Source organism: Streptomyces syringium (genome assembly GCF_017876625.1).
GTDB classification, from domain to species: Bacteria; Actinomycetota; Actinomycetes; order Streptomycetales; family Streptomycetaceae; genus Streptomyces; species Streptomyces syringius.
In genome coordinates, this window is record NZ_JAGIOH010000001.1 from 6,985,356 (window position 1) to 6,999,332 (window position 13,977).

Sequence of the window (13,977 nt, forward strand, 5' to 3'; positions counted from 1 at the left end):
GCCCTACGCCGTACGGGGAGAGACGTTGCGGACCGTGATCCTCGTGTACTCCAGCAGCCCCCAGTAGCCGTACTCGACCCCCGTTCCCGAGCAGCCGACCCCACCGAAGGGAGCGTCGTGGCGCAGTTCACCGTGGGTGTTGAGCCAGACGGTGCCGCATCGCAGGGCGTCGGCCGTGGTGGTGAGTTCCTCACCGGCCCCCCATACGGAGGCCCCGAGGCCGTAGGGCGTCGCGTTGGCGCGCTCCACGGCCTGCGCCACCTCGTCGTAGGCGATCACCGGGATCACCGGGCCGAACTGCTCCTCCACCTCCAGACGGCTGCCCTCGGGCAGATCGGTGACCACGGTCGGGGGATAGAAGTGCCCTTCTCCTTCGGGGCACTTGCCGCGCGCGGTCACCCGGGCACCCGCGGCCACCGCCTCCTCCACCATGGACGCAACGGAGTCCCGCTGCGCACGGGAGACCAGTGGCCCCAGCTCCGTGCCCGCCGTGAGCCCGGGCCCCACGACCGCCGAGGAGGCCAGCCCGCCCAGTGCGTCCAGCAGCTGTTCCCGGAGCCCGCGTGGCACATAGACGCGTTTGACGGCGGCGCAGAACTGGCCGTTGTTCACCAGCGCGGCGTGGAAGAGGGGCCCGGCCACAGCGGCGATGTCGGTGCCGGGCAGCACGATCGCCGGGTCGTTGCCGCCGAGTTCGAGGACGACGGGGGTGAAGGTCTCGGCGGCCTGCCGGGCGATGGCCCGGCCGGTGGCCGGGGAGCCGGTGAAGGAGATCATCCCGACGCCCGGGCTCGCCGTGAGGGCCGCGCCGAGGGAGCCGTCCCCGGAGATGACGTTCAGCACTCCGGCCGGCAGCACCTCCCGGAGCAGCTCACCCATCCGCAGGACGGTCAACGGTGTCTCGGGAGAGGGCTTGAGCACCACCGTGTTGCCCGCCAGCAGCGCGGGAGCGACTTTGCAGACACTGAGGATGACGGGAAAGTTGGAGGGGGAGACGGCCGCCACGACGCCGTGCGGTGCGCGCGACAGGGTGACGTGGGAGCCCTGGTCATCGGTGAAGGACTCCACCGGGAGGACCAGTTCGGCGGTGTGGCGGAACCAGTCCACGGCCCGCCGCACCTCGGCCCGGGCGTCCCGCAGCGGCTTGCCCTGCTCCCGGGTGAGCAGCAGGGCCAGCTCCTCGGTGTACGGGGACAGGACGTCCCCGCAGGCGAGCAGGTATTCCTGCCGGGTGCTCCCCGGCAGGTCGGCCCAGGCGGGGAAGGCGGTGTTGCACGAACGCACGGCCCGTGCGAGCAGGCCGGGAGTGCACCGTGGAGCGTGTGCGAAGGGCCGGGCGAGCGCCGGGTCCTCCACGGGCAGCCCTGTCGGCTCCCCTTCGACTGCGTGCCCGTCGACGGTCATCGTGACGGTCGGCCTGGCGTTTCCCATCGGGCCCTCCTCCAGGGTCGGTTCGGGCCGTGGGCGGGTGACGCGCACGCGGTACGGCCCGGGTTTATGGGTGAGTGCGGAACACGGACGCACGGGAAAAGGGGCGAGGCGATATCGCGCGGGGCCTGTCTCTCCGGTGAGAGGCCCGTCGTCGGCCGGCCGGGTTCGCGGCTCGGATCGTTCCGGCAAGCGCCCTACCAGAAGAGTAATACACATCAACGGTGGGCAGCAGTAGGGGAGTTGGGATCTCGTCGCGAAATCGGGTTTCCGTAGAAGATGGTTGCGGCAATGATCCTGATGTGGTTTCATCGCTTACTGGTAAGCGAAAAGGAAATCAGTCAAGCGCGCACATTCCATTTGGGGGATCTGTGGCGGACGATTCAGTGTTCCAAAATACCGCGACTTCTACTGTGCCGACCCACGTAGCACCATCGGGAAAGCCACTCGCCGTCGAAGCGGTGGCGGAGGCGGTTCGCAGGATCTGGGCCGAGGTGCTGGAAGTGGAAGTCGAATCGATCGACATTCATCACAGCGATTTCTTCGAACTCGGCGGCTACTCGCTTCTCGCGCTGCAATCCATCGGCAGACTGCTGGCGGAATACGGCATCGACGAGGTCGCGTCCGTGGAGCTCGAGGGCGCACTGCTCAACAGGCTCTTCGAGGACGCGACGCCCATGGCCCAGGCGCAGTGCCTGGTGGCCGGCGGGGCGGCGCCGGGCGGTGATGCCGGGCCCTGAGCGCCGGCTCGTCACGCAGCCATGGGCGTCCCGGGCGGTCACGGTGCCGACAGGTCGCGGACCTGCCGGTCGTACTCCTCCAGCACCTGACGCAGCTGGGCGAGGGCTTCGGCGGGCAGCTCCGGGGGTTCGGACTCCGTGACGTAACGGGCGGCCGCGGCCAGGGCCGCCAGTTCGTACGCGTGGAAAGTCCCCCGGAGCACCGTCGGGCGGACTCTCTCCAGTTCCATCGGTCAGCCCTGGGACCGCACGTAGTCGACGACCTGCGCCAGCTCGGCGGCGAAGTCGTCGTAGTCCTCCTGCATGCCGTTGATGTACGCGCTCCAGCCCAGGCTCGCCTTCGCGTAGTGCACGGCCTCCTGGATCTCCTCGTCCGTGGCGCCGAAGAGCTTGGCGGCCTCGGTGTGGAACAGGCTGCAGTAGCGGCACTTGGTCTCGGCGTGCAGACCGACGCCGATCAGTTCCTTGTACTTGTTGGGTATGAGCGTCTCGCCGAGCTCCATCTTCTTGAAGATCTCCCACTCGGGTGCGAGCAGCTCGGTCGGGATGGTCGAGAAGAAGTGCGGGACGAGGCCCAGGGTCTGCTTGATGTCGGCTTCGATCTCGCCGCGGTTGACTGTGGCAGCCATGACGGCTCCCTCCTGGTGGAGGCGCCGCCGTGCCCGCCCGGGGCCCGTTCGTGCTGGTCACGAGCTGGGAGGCACCGAGACCCGGCAGGGTGCGACACATGGCGAACTCTGCGACACTCGCGGCCCTCACCTTCAACTCAAGCACGGTGAGGCCGCGCTGTCACGGTGACCATGGTTATGCATCGTGAGTGAAGGTGTCCGATGCGTGACCGGTTGACCCCCGGCCGCCCCCGGACGTCCGGGCGACCACCCGGAGCGCGGCCCCGACCGCGGGCTCGACTTTGGCCCGGAAGCAGACGCGGCCGACTACCCGGCGCCACCACGGCGGACGCGCCCGCCGTGGTGGCGCCGGATCCACCGGCGCTCCGACCGGGCGCCGGCGGCCGGCAGCAGGCCCCGGCACCGGACCTGGCGGCGGCCCCGCCTGGCGCTGCCCCTCGCTTGTTCTCGGCATGATCCATCCCCCTGTGCTGTGGTGTGTGTGATGCGTGTGGTGGCCGTCAGCCGACGGCGGGAGCCGGCGGCATCTGGGCGAGCGCGGCCCGCAGCGCCGCGGTGAACTCGGCCGGCCGTTCCTGGTGCGGAAGGTGGCCCGCCCCGGCGATCACGCTCACCCCGGCGCCCGGCGTGAGCGCGGCGCAGGTCCGCGCCACGTCCAGCGGGATCTGGGGGTCGAGCTCGCCGTGGATGTAGTGGACCGGCACCCTCAGACCCGGCAGCAGCGGCCGCGGGTCGTAGGAGGCGAAGGCCGGGAGCTGGTCGTCGACGTAGACGCCCGAGTCGAGGACCTGGCGGACCGTCCAGTCGATCAGCGCCGGGTGGGTGCCCGGGGCGTACCACTCGGGCACCCACCCGGCGACCGTGCCGGCCCGGTCGCGACGCAGCCCCTCGACCGGACCGCCGAGCAGACCGGGCATCGTCGAAGGCCAGTAGGCGGGCCCGTCCACCGGGACCACGCCCGCGACCAGCTCCGGGTGGCGCGCGCCCAGCTCGGTCGCGAAGACGCCGGCGATCGACGAGCCGACGACGACCGGACGGTCCAGGCGCAGCGCGCCGACGAGCGCGACGAGATCGGCGACCACCCCGTCGATGGTGTTGCCCCGGGCGGGCCGGGCCGACCGGCCGCAGCCGCGCCAGTCGACGGTGACGACCCGGTGGTCCCGGACGAGGTCGGGCAACTGGGCGCCCCACACCCGGCCGCTGGTCGCCCAGCCGTGCAGCAACAGCAGGGGCCGCCCGGTGCCCTCGTCCTCGTAGTGGAGCGTGGTGCCGTTCACATCCACGTACGTCATGCCGACTCCTTCGGTCGCTGGTGTGCCGTGCGCCGGTGTGTGGTCCGCCGGCGTGCCCCCACCTCATCGCGATCACGACCGGCGACCAAGGGGGGAACCGCGCATACACTCATCACGACAAGTGATCAATCGCGGCCGCTGCCGCGCCGGCCGGGCAACGGGGTGGGCATGGAGATCCGGCAGCTGCGCTACTTCCTGACCGTGGCCGAGGAGCTGCACTTCGGACGGGCCGCCGAGCGGCTGCACATCGTGCAGTCGGCGGTCAGCCAGCAGGTGCGCCGGCTGGAGCGGGAGCTGGACGTCCCGCTGTTCGACCGCACCACCCGGACCGTGCGGCTCACCGAGGCGGGCCGACGGCTGCTGCCGCACGCCCGCGAGGTACTGGCCGCGCGGTCGCGGGCCCTGGCGGCGATCGACGAGCTGCGCGCGGAGCGGGCCGGAACGCTGCGGCTCGGCTCGAGCTCCGGGCTGGGCGTGCGGCTGGACACCGTCCTCGCCGCGTTCGCCCGGCTCGCCCCCGGCGCCCAGCTGGAGCTGGTCACCGGCACCACCGACGACCGTCTGAAGCGGGTGCGGTCCGGCGAGCTGGACGCGACACTGCTGCGCGGCGAGCGGACGGAGCCGGAGCTGGAGATGCTGCCGCTGTGGCACGACCCGCTCATGGTCGCCCTGCCCGCCCGCCACGACCTCGCGGTGCGCGGCGTGATCGACATGGCCGATCTCGCCGCCCTGCCCCTGCGGCTGTCCTCGCGGTCCCGCAATCCCGCGCTGTACGACCTGGTGACACGGTCCTGCCGGGCGGCCGGATTCGAGCCGCGGTTCGGCGCGGAGTTCACGACCGCCCAGGACACCCTGGCCGGCATCGGCTTCGGCAAGCCGTCCTGGACGGTGTTCTACGCCCCGCACGCCGACCAGCTCCCGGTCCCCGGCGTCGTCTTCCGCCCGCTGCGCGACCCCGCCCCGGCCATGCGCACGTACCTCGCCGTGCGGCCCGATCCGCCCCGCGCCGGGCTGCGCGCCCTGATCGAGGCGTGCCACACCGCGTAACCGGTGGTGACGGGTCCGTCGTTCTGCTGAAATCCCGCACCGCGCAGCGGGGCAAAACGTCACAACCTTGCCACGGCTTCGCGGCGCCGACCCCAGAGTGTCGGCGCGGGGCCCGTCGTGGGCCGGGCGCGCCGGTCGGGCACGCGGTGATCGCGTGTAGCTTTTGTCATACAGCCGTGCCGATGACATCCGCGCGACGTGTGGTCGTCACCTCCGCGTGCCCTGCCGCTTCGGTACCGCCCCGCCTGCACCCACCGACAGAGATCCAAAGGACGCCCTGCCCATGCCCTACGTGCGCCACTGGTTGCGCAACTCCATCCTGCTGTTCGCGACCGCGATCGCGCTGGGCCTCGTCGCCGCGCACACGAAGCTGATCCAGCCGCACGACCTGCAGCTGGACCGCACGATCCAGACCAACACCCGCACGGGCTGGCTGAACCACACGATGGAGGGCGTCAGCGCCCTCGCCTCGCCGGTCGCGGGCCTGCTGATCCTCGCGGTCTGGAGCGGCTGGCTGCTGTTCGTGCGGCGCAAGCCGACGAAGGCGGTCGCCACCTTCCTCGTGGTGGCGGTCGGCTGGAACAGCACGCAGATCGCGAAGGCCCTCGTCGCCCGGCCCCGGCCGCCGCGGCAGTTCATGCTGGACCCGGAGATCGGCTCCAACAGCTTCCCCAGCGGTCACACCGCCTTCACGGTCTCGGCCGTGATCGCCGCGTACTTCCTGCTGCGCGAGACCCGGCACCGGCGCACCGTCCTCGTCCTCGGTACGTTCGCGGTGCTGCTCATCGCCTTCTCCCGGATGTACGTCGGCGCCCACTATCCGACCGACACCTTCGGCTCGGTGCTGATCGCCGCTTCCGCGATCACCTTCGTGACGGGCGTGTGGCACGCCTGGCTGCTGCCGCAGCTGCACCGCGTGCCGCTGATGGAGCGCTACGGGCTGACCCAGGAGCGGGAAGCCCTCGCGCGGGAGGCCGCCACGGCCCAGGGCATCGCGTATGTGCCCGGGCAGACGCGGGCCGGGGCGCCCGGCGCGCCGTCCGGCGGCGGCCGCCACCGCAAGCACGCGGCGCGCTGAGCCCCGCCTTCCTCATCCGCTCCCTCTGATTCCCACCCGGGCCGGCCCCGGGGGCCCACCGGCCCCCGGGGCCGCTCGCGTCCCGCCACCCCTTCCGTATTTCTGTAACGCGTTCTACTGTGTGCGCCGTCGTCGCGGGGCGCCCGCGCGGTGCCAGGGAACAGCCACCGGGACCAGCGGGACCTTGGAGGGGCCGTGGATCTCCAGTACACCCCCGAACAGCGGCGGTTGCGCACGGAACTGCGGGAGTACTTCGCCGCGCTGGTGCCCGACAACGCCTACGCCCGGCACTTCGACCCCGCCGAGCAGAAGCGCTTCTACCGCCGGACGATCCGCCGCCTCGGCGCGGACGGCCGCCTCGGGGCCGGCTGGCCGAAGGAGTACGGCGGCAGCGGCATGACGCCGATGGAACAGTTCATCTTCTTCGACGAGGCCGCGCAGGCGGGCGTGCCGCTGCCGCTCATGGCCCTGAACACCGTCGGCCCCACGATCATGCAGTTCGGCACCGACGAGCAGAAGGCGTACTTCCTCCCGAAGATCCTCTCCGGTGAGCTGGACTTCGCCATCGGCTACAGCGAGCCCGACGCCGGGACCGACCTCGCCTCCCTCAAGACCCGCGCGGTGCGCGAGGGCGACGAGACCACCGGCCACTACACGGTGAACGGGCAGAAGATCTGGACCACCAACGGCGACACCGCCGACTGGGTCTGGCTGGCCGTGCGCACCCGGCCCGTCGAGGACGGGGTGCCGCCGCACAAGGGCATCACCATCCTCCTCGTGCCGACCACCGACCCCGGCTACTCCTGCACCCTCATCCGCACCCTCGCCTCGCACGACACCACCGCGAGCCATTACGACAACGTCCGGGTGCCCGCCGGCCGCCGCGTTGGCGAGGAGGACCAGGGCTGGCGGCTGATCACCACCCAGCTCAACCATGAGCGCGTCACCCTCGCCGCTCATGGCGCCACCGCCATCAGCGCCCTGCGCCAGGTCCAGCGCTGGGCCGCCGACACCAAGCTCGCCGACGGCCGGCGCGTCATCGACCTCGGCTGGGTCCGCGGCCGGCTCGCTCGTACGCACCTCAGGCTCGACGCCATGAAGCTGCTCAACTGGCGCATGGTGGACGCCCTGCAACGGGCCACGCTCACCCCGCAGGACGCCTCGGCCGTGAAGGTCTACGGATCCGAGGCCCGCCGGGACGCCTACGCCTGGCTGATGGAGATCCTCGGCGCGGCCGGCCCCCTGAAGGAGGGCTCGGCGGGCGCGGTGCTCCACGGGGAGCTGGAGCGCGGCTACCGCAGTGCCGTCATCTTCACGTTCGGCGGCGGCAACAACGAGATCCAGCGGGAGATCATCTCCTGGATCGGGCTCGGCATGCCCAGGGTGCGCCGCTGATCGTCATCGCGCTCGTCATCGCTGGTAGGGGCTGTGCATGGTGAGGAAGCGGATGTCGAGGTCGGTCTCCAGGTAGTCCATGCGCCGCTCCCAGAAGGCGTGCATGCGGGGGAGCGCCAGGTGGGCGTCGAGGTCGGCCCGGGAGCGCCAGGCCTCGTAGAAGACGAAGACGCCGGGCTCGTCGCGATCCTCGTGGAAGTGGTACTCCAGGCAGCCGGATTCCTGCCGGGTCGGCTCGACGAACGAGAGCAGAAGCTGCTTCAACTCCTCGGCGCGCTCCGGCTTGGGGCGCGCGGTGCCGACGAGTGTGAAGGGCTGAGTCATGAAGGGTTCCCCCCTGGTAGGTACAATGGATCTCGTACCTGCCGGACGTTATCGGACTCGTAGGTACGATGCAATCCGTACCTCAAGGAGGGGGTCCCGCATGCCCGACGGTGAAGGTCACCCGAGCGTCGAGGAGATCGAGCTCGGCCCGGTGCTCTCCGCGCTGGCGGATCCGCTGCGCCGCCGCGTGGTGCGCGAGCTGGCGGCCGAGCCCGACGGTGCAGCGCGGACGTGCAGTTCCTTCGGGCTGCCGGTCTCCAAGGCGACCGTCACCCACCACTTCCGCGCACTGCGCGAGGCCGGGCTGATCCGGCAGGTCGACCGGGGCAACAGCCGCATGGCCAGCCTGCGCCGGGCCGACATCGAGCAGCGGTTTCCCGGACTCCTGGGCATCGTGGCGGCCGAGCCGGAGGAATGAGCGCAGGAGCGGGGCGGTCCCCTGAGCGCCGGCGTCCTGACCCACGCGCGCGCTGGCGCCCCGCCCGTCGCTCAGCCCGTTTCCTGGCCTTGGGTGCCTCGTTGGGCTGATTGGTGGCTTTTCCTGCCCGCCCGCCACCTGTCTCAGCCGACGAGGAAATGGAGCCCTGTCATGCGTCGCATTCCTTCGCTCGCCACCGCCGCTGTCGCCCTGGTCGTCGCCGCCTTCGGCGCCGTACCCACCGCGAGCGCGTCCTCCACGCTCCCCACGGCCCCCACAGCCCCCATCCGCCTGGCGGCCTTCAACTGCGCCCCCGGACACTTCTGCATCTACAGCGACTGGAACGGCGGGGGAACCCGCTGCCAGTGGTCCCAGGACAACAAGGCGAACACCGCCGACGACTGTTCCTTCATCCGGCGGGGGCAGAACGTCCGCTCCGTATGGAACGGGACCGGGCACCGGGTGCAGTACTACACGAAGACCAACCACAACAAGAGCGGCCGCATCGGCTCCACCCCGGCCGGCGCGGGCGGCAATCTGCAGGGCAACTACCAGATCTGGTCCTTCAAGCCCCAGTAGCGACAGGGGACACACGCACCTGTGCGGGCCCGTGGAGGGAAGAACCTCCCCGGGCCCGCACGGCGTTTCAGAACCCGGCGGGCACCGGGCCGGTGGCGTGCCAGACGGTGCCCCGGCGTTCGTGGGCGAAGAGCTTCTCGACGGCGTGGGCGACGCGGGGGCCCAGTTCGCGTTCCAGCAGATACAGGGCGAGGTCCAGGCCGGAGGTGACGCCCGCGCCGGTCACCAGGTCGCCGTCGTCGACGACGCGGGCGTCGATCGCGACCACTCCACCGGCGTCCAACAGGCCGACGCCCAGGTGGTGCGTGGTCGCATGCCGGCCGGCGATCAGTCCGGCCATGGCGAGGAGCCCCGAGCCGCCGCAGACCGTCGCCACGGTCAGCCCCTCACGGTCGAGGGCCTCCTTCAGCAGAGCCGGCAGTCCGGTCCGCAGCGCACGGCCGAGCCGGGCGGGGATGGAATCCTCGTCCACCGGGGCGCCGGGGTCGGAAAGGGTGCCGAGGCGGCCCGCCGCTCCCGGCACGAGGACCAGGTCCGCGCGCCGCGGATCGAGTGCGGCGACGGCTCGCAGGGTCAGCGGCCCCGTGCCGCTGGGCACTTCGCGCGCCCCCTCGGCCGAGACCAGCTCGACCGTCAGCGCTCCCGGCACGGCCATCCCGCCGGCGAACAGCACCTCGTAGGGGGCGATGACGTCCAGCGGGTCGAAGCCGTCGAACAGCACGATCTGACACAGCATCGGGGCGAGTCCCTTCGGTGGGGAGTTCTGCGGGGAGTTCTGTGCGAGTGGTGCCCCAGGGGGCGTTGTTCACCGACGCTAGTCACCGTCCGGACGGCCCAGTAGTGGCTGGAATGCCAGAACCCAACGGGTTGTGGCCAGAAGAAGGATCGGAAAGAGGAGGGGCATATGACCGGCAAGGTGTGGTTCATCACCGTGAGCGCCCGTGGCCTGGGACGGGAGATCGCCGAAGCGGCCCTGCGTGCCGGCGACCGCGTCGCCGCGACCACCCATGACGAGGGGTGCCTCGACGGGCTCGCACGGTCCTACGGCAGTGACCTCCTGCCCCTTCCGCTCGACGTGACCGACCCGGCCGCGGCCCGCCGGGCCGTCGACGAGGCGGTGCGGGCCTTCGGGCGGATCGACGTCGTCGTGAACAACGCGGGCCACGTGGATCCGGAATCCGCTCCGGAGGCCGTCGGGGACACCCGTCTGTCAGCAGTCGTCAACGTCACCAAGGCGGCCCTGCCCGTGCTGCGCCGGCAGGGGAAGGGGCACCTCCTCACCTTGTCCGCACCGGGCCTCTCCCCGGACCACCTCGCCGATGTGGCCGTGAGCGGCTTCAGCGAGGTGCTCGCCCGGGAGGTCGCCCCGCTCGGGATCAAGGTCACGGTGATCGAGCCCGGCGGCTCCGGATCCGGCTTCCGCCAGGAGGGTTTCCCCCGCGCGGCCGACGACCCGGCGGACGTCGCGGACACCGTCCGCCGCCTCGTGGAGCTGGACGAACCACCGATACACGTCGTGCTGGGACCTGACGACGCCCCGGCCCGCCCCGCAGACGTCGTCAGACGACACCTCGACGAAGTGGTCAACGGCGGCGACGTCGGCCTCGTCGACGAACTGTGGGCGGAAGACCTCCATTGCCGCGGCGGCATCCTGGGGGAGTGCCACGGCCTCGACGAGTGGAAAGGGTTCATGGCGGCGAACCGGGGTGCCCTCGCCGACCTGCACCTGGACGTCAAGGACGTCGTCGCGAGCGGCGACAAGGTGGTGGTCCGGTTCGTCGGAAGCGCCATCCACTCCCGGGCGTTCCTGGGGGTACCGGCCACCGGAAGGAAAGCCGAATGGCTCGGCATCGGCATCTACACCGTCCGGGACGGCAAGATAACCGACGCGTGGTTCGGCGAGGACTGGCTGGGCATGCTGCTCCAGCTCGGTGCCGTCACTCTGCCCACCGCCTGACGCCCACCGCCTGACGCCCACCGCTTGATGCCCACCGCCTGACGCCCACCGCCTGACGCCGGGCGCCGCGCGGACGACCGGCGGGCTGACGTCCTTCGATCACCGGTCCGGTCCCGGGCCCCCGCGCCGGACCGGACCGAGGTCAGCGGCCCCGGGCCGCCTTCGGCGGCTTGGTGGCGAGTTCCGCGTGCCGCACCGCGAAACCGCCCTCGACCACCGGGGCGAAGGGGGCCGGAGCCATGCAGGTGCCCACGCGCGCTCCGACGGGGCTCCCCTTCTCGTCGGTGTCCAGGTTCCCCACCCCCCAGGAGAAACCGAACCGGTCCTGGCCGCCCCTGCCGTCGTGGATGCTGAATCCCCGCCGCTCACCGATGGTGTCGGCCAGCTCCGGATCGTTGACCGTGGCGATGGTCGCGGTGACTGTCGCGGTGCGGTCGCCGGTCACGAGGCAGTCGACGGTCGCCACGGACTTCATGGTCTTGTTGTCCTTGGCCGACCAGTGCGAGATGGTGATCGTGCCCTTCGCGTCGGTGGGCAGGCCGTTCTCCAACTGCGGGATGCCGGGATAGGGCCGCGAGTACGGAGCGGACGTCGCGTCGACGGTGAAGCGGATGTCGTCGTCGGGGACGAAACCGTAGAAGATCCGGCCCCCGCCGTGGACGCTCGCGGGACCGGCCGGCCGTGCGTCGCGCTGCTCCGGTGCCGCCGAAGCCGGGACGCCGGTCGTCAAGGTGGCCAGTGCCGCCGTCGCGACGACGGCGACGACGGCCTTGCGGCAGGTGGTGCGGGTGATGTCTCGCATGGTGAACTCCCTCGCTCCGCAGGCCCGGTGGCCGCGCTCCGGCTGATGGACCAAGCGTCGTCCACCGGTCGTGACCGCGGCCATCTGCCGATCGGCGGATCCCTCCGCTCCCGTCGGCGGCGGGTCTGTGCCGATCGGCGGAGAGCGCCGGTGCGGCGGCCGTCCGTAGAGTCCACGGCATGGGGACGATCACGGGGGAGCGCATGACATCGGCGATGACGCGTCGCGACACGGTCCTGGCCGCCGGCACAGGAGCGTCGGCCTGCGCGGCGGCGGGCGTCGCGGCCCTCACCCACGGGGGGCATCCGGTCGCGGCCCTGTCGACGGTCGCGGCGCCCGCGCTGGCCCTCTGGGCGCTGCTGTGCCGGGCGCGGTCCAGGGAGCGCCTGGCACTGCCGGTCGCGGCGGCGGCGGTGCTGTCCCTGGTGAGTACCTTCGCCGTTCCGCAGGACCGGACGGACGGCGGCTGGGGCTCGTACGGGAACCTCGTCGAGGCGGGGGCGCTGGCGGCGCTGCTCACCGTGGTGGTCCGCCGGTCGCCGGTGCGGCACGTGCTGCCGGCCGGGCTCGTGGCCGGGGCGGCCGTCTCGTTGTGGACCTGGCCGTTGGTGCCGTCCCTGTCCTTCCTGGCGCACGTCGGCGCGGCCGCGTTCTGGTCGCTGCCGGTGCTGGGGGCGGTCGTCGTCGGCGGCTACCCCCGGTGGGCCGAGCGCCGGGCACGGGGCCGGGTGCGGGACGCGCGGCGCGCGCAGCAGCTCGGGATCGCCCGCGACCTCCACGACTTCATCGCCCACGACGTCAGCGGCATCGTCGCCCAGGCGCAGGCGGCCGGCTTCGTCGCCGCCTCCGCCCCCGAGCAGGCCCTGCCCGCGCTGAGGCGCATCGAGGAGGCCGGCCTCAACGCACTGGAGTCGATGGACCGCATGGTCCGGATGCTCCACGACGACACCTGGACCGACGGTGCCGCTCCGCACGGCGTCGACCCGCTGCCGGGCCCCGGGCAACTCCCGGGACTGATCGAGCGGTTCTCGGCCGCGGACGGACCCCGGGCCCGTCTCGCCCTCGACCCGGGCGCGGCGGACACCCTCTCCCGCGATGCCGGCGCGACCGCGTACCGCGTCGTCGTGGAGGCGCTGACCAACGTCCGACGGCACGCGCCCCGGGCGACCCGCGTCGATGTCGTCCTCGCCGCCACGGGAGAGGACACCGTCGAGGTCAGGGTGAGCAACGACGCGGGGGACAACGGGCAGAAGGGCCCCGCCGCCCGCTGGGAGCGGGACGACCGGAATGGCGGACACGGCCTGCGGGGCCTGCGCGAGCGGGTGCGGGTGGCCGGCGGGAGCCTGTCCGCCGGACCGCGTGACGGCAGCGGCTGGCACGTCGTCGCCGTCCTGCCCCGGACACCTGGCCCGCCCCCGGTCCCTCCGGAGAGGGATCATGACCGGTGTGACCATACGCATCCTGCTGGCCGATGACCACAGCGACGTCCGCAGCGGCTTCCGCCTCGTACTCGACTCGCAGCCGGACATGACGGTCGTCGGCGAGGCCGCCGACGGTGCCACCGCGCTGGACCTCGCCCGCCGGCTCGAACCCGACGTCGTGCTGGCGGACATCCGCATGCCCCGCCTCGACGGCCTGGAACTCACCCGCCTGCTCACGGGCCCCGAAGCCGTCCGGCCCACGCGCGTCGTGGTCGTCACGACCTTCGACCACGACGAGTACGTGCACACGGCCCTGCGCAACGGTGCCTGCGGGTTCCTGCTGAAGCGCTCCGGACCGGCCCTGCTCATCGAGGGCGTCCGGGCCGCCATGGCCGGGGACGCGCTCATCAGCCCCCAGATCACCGTGCGCCTGCTCGACCGCCTGGCCGCCCCGCCCCGCTCCCCGGCCTCCCCGGCATCCGCCGACCCGCCCGCCCCGCTCACCGGCCGGGAACAGGACATCGCCCGACTCGTCGCCCGGGGCCTGACCAACGCCGAGATCGGCGCCGAACTCTTCATCACCCCGGGCACGGCCAAGACCCACATCGCCAACATCCAGGCCAAATTGAAGACCCGTAACCGGGTGGGCATCGCCGCCTGGGCCTGGGAGACGAACCTCGTCGAGCCACGGGCGTAGGGGAAGGGCACCGAGGTCACAGCAGCGCGCGGGGGCAAGCCGGGGACCAGGACGGGGAACAGCACGGGGCAGGGGCCGGAGTGATCGACGCGGGGACCGCGGACACCGAGGGCCGTCCGTCCGCCTACAACCCGCGCGGACCGGCCGCCATACTGGAGGGGCCGGGGGCG

16 protein-coding genes are annotated in these 13,977 nt (G+C 72.1%); 9 read left to right on the plus strand and 7 right to left on the minus strand.

Annotated features, from left to right (window positions below; all coding sequences use genetic code 11):
• Positions 1-3: 3 nt before the first annotated feature.
• On the minus strand, positions 4-1,431 hold the full coding sequence (locus JO379_RS30345) for an aldehyde dehydrogenase family protein (RefSeq protein ID WP_209517945.1): 1,428 nt from the start codon (positions 1,429-1,431) through the stop codon (positions 4-6).
• A gap of 458 nt (positions 1,432-1,889) precedes the next feature.
• Here JO379_RS30345 and JO379_RS30350 point away from each other — a divergent pair, with 458 nt between their 5' ends.
• A complete protein-coding gene (locus JO379_RS30350; RefSeq protein WP_207304026.1) occupies positions 1,890-2,168 on the plus strand; it encodes a phosphopantetheine-binding protein in 279 nt (92 codons plus the stop codon).
• Between the two features lie 38 nt (positions 2,169-2,206).
• Here JO379_RS30350 and JO379_RS30355 read toward each other — a convergent pair whose 3' ends face one another.
• From JO379_RS30355 to JO379_RS30365, 3 genes are all read right to left on the minus strand, one after another.
• Complete coding sequence (locus tag JO379_RS30355) at positions 2,207-2,398, minus strand: hypothetical protein (protein ID WP_130880988.1); 192 nt, start codon at positions 2,396-2,398, stop codon at positions 2,207-2,209.
• Between the two features lie 3 nt (positions 2,399-2,401).
• Positions 2,402-2,797 (minus strand): carboxymuconolactone decarboxylase family protein, encoded by a 396-nt coding sequence (locus JO379_RS30360; RefSeq protein ID WP_209517947.1) that lies wholly within the window; start codon positions 2,795-2,797, stop codon positions 2,402-2,404.
• Between the two features lie 500 nt (positions 2,798-3,297).
• A complete protein-coding gene (locus tag JO379_RS30365) occupies positions 3,298-4,089 on the minus strand; it encodes an alpha/beta fold hydrolase (RefSeq protein WP_130880986.1) in 792 nt (263 codons plus the stop codon).
• A 168-nt stretch (positions 4,090-4,257) separates the two neighbouring features.
• Between JO379_RS30365 and JO379_RS30370 the strand changes: the two genes are divergently transcribed.
• The 3 genes from JO379_RS30370 (at position 4,258) to JO379_RS30380 (ending at position 7,609) form a co-directional block, all read left to right on the plus strand.
• Positions 4,258-5,136, plus strand: coding sequence for a LysR family transcriptional regulator (locus tag JO379_RS30370; RefSeq protein ID WP_209517949.1), 879 nt, complete (start codon positions 4,258-4,260; stop codon positions 5,134-5,136).
• A 283-nt stretch (positions 5,137-5,419) separates the two neighbouring features.
• On the plus strand, positions 5,420-6,214 hold the full coding sequence (locus JO379_RS30375; protein WP_130880984.1) for a phosphatase PAP2 family protein: 795 nt from the start codon (positions 5,420-5,422) through the stop codon (positions 6,212-6,214).
• A 195-nt stretch (positions 6,215-6,409) separates the two neighbouring features.
• A complete protein-coding gene (locus JO379_RS30380) occupies positions 6,410-7,609 on the plus strand; it encodes an acyl-CoA dehydrogenase family protein (RefSeq protein ID WP_130880983.1) in 1,200 nt (399 codons plus the stop codon).
• A 15-nt stretch (positions 7,610-7,624) separates the two neighbouring features.
• Here the strand turns inward: JO379_RS30380 and JO379_RS30385 are convergent, their stop codons facing one another.
• Positions 7,625-7,933 carry a putative quinol monooxygenase gene (locus tag JO379_RS30385; RefSeq protein ID WP_209517951.1) on the minus strand — a complete coding sequence of 103 codons (309 nt, stop codon included), beginning with the start codon at positions 7,931-7,933 and terminating at the stop codon, positions 7,625-7,627.
• A gap of 100 nt (positions 7,934-8,033) precedes the next feature.
• Here JO379_RS30385 and JO379_RS30390 point away from each other — a divergent pair, with 100 nt between their 5' ends.
• On the plus strand, positions 8,034-8,351 hold the full coding sequence (locus JO379_RS30390; RefSeq protein ID WP_130880981.1) for an ArsR/SmtB family transcription factor: 318 nt from the start codon (positions 8,034-8,036) through the stop codon (positions 8,349-8,351).
• 171 nt (positions 8,352-8,522) lie between these two features.
• Entirely contained in the window at positions 8,523-8,930 is a 408-nt protein-coding gene (locus JO379_RS30395; protein WP_209517953.1) for a peptidase inhibitor family I36 protein, read from the plus strand.
• A 67-nt stretch (positions 8,931-8,997) separates the two neighbouring features.
• On the opposite strand, the gene JO379_RS30400 is transcribed toward JO379_RS30395, so the two are convergent.
• A complete protein-coding gene (locus tag JO379_RS30400) occupies positions 8,998-9,666 on the minus strand; it encodes a DJ-1/PfpI family protein (protein ID WP_130880979.1) in 669 nt (222 codons plus the stop codon).
• A 168-nt stretch (positions 9,667-9,834) separates the two neighbouring features.
• On the opposite strand from JO379_RS30400, the gene JO379_RS30405 reads away from it, so the two are divergent.
• Positions 9,835-10,887 (plus strand): SDR family NAD(P)-dependent oxidoreductase, encoded by a 1,053-nt coding sequence (locus tag JO379_RS30405; protein ID WP_209517955.1) that lies wholly within the window; start codon positions 9,835-9,837, stop codon positions 10,885-10,887.
• Between the two features lie 142 nt (positions 10,888-11,029).
• On the opposite strand, the gene JO379_RS30410 is transcribed toward JO379_RS30405, so the two are convergent.
• Entirely contained in the window at positions 11,030-11,689 is a 660-nt protein-coding gene (locus JO379_RS30410; RefSeq protein WP_209517956.1) for a hypothetical protein, read from the minus strand.
• Positions 11,690-11,868: 179 nt separating this feature from the next.
• On the opposite strand from JO379_RS30410, the gene JO379_RS30415 reads away from it, so the two are divergent.
• Positions 11,869-13,164, plus strand: a complete 1,296-nt coding sequence (locus JO379_RS30415; RefSeq protein WP_245381591.1) for a sensor histidine kinase — start codon at positions 11,869-11,871, stop codon at positions 13,162-13,164.
• Entirely contained in the window at positions 13,127-13,807 is a 681-nt protein-coding gene (locus JO379_RS30420; protein ID WP_209517958.1) for a response regulator, read from the plus strand. Before JO379_RS30415 ends, JO379_RS30420 begins: the two co-directional genes overlap by 38 nt.
• Positions 13,808-13,977 lie beyond the last annotated feature (170 nt).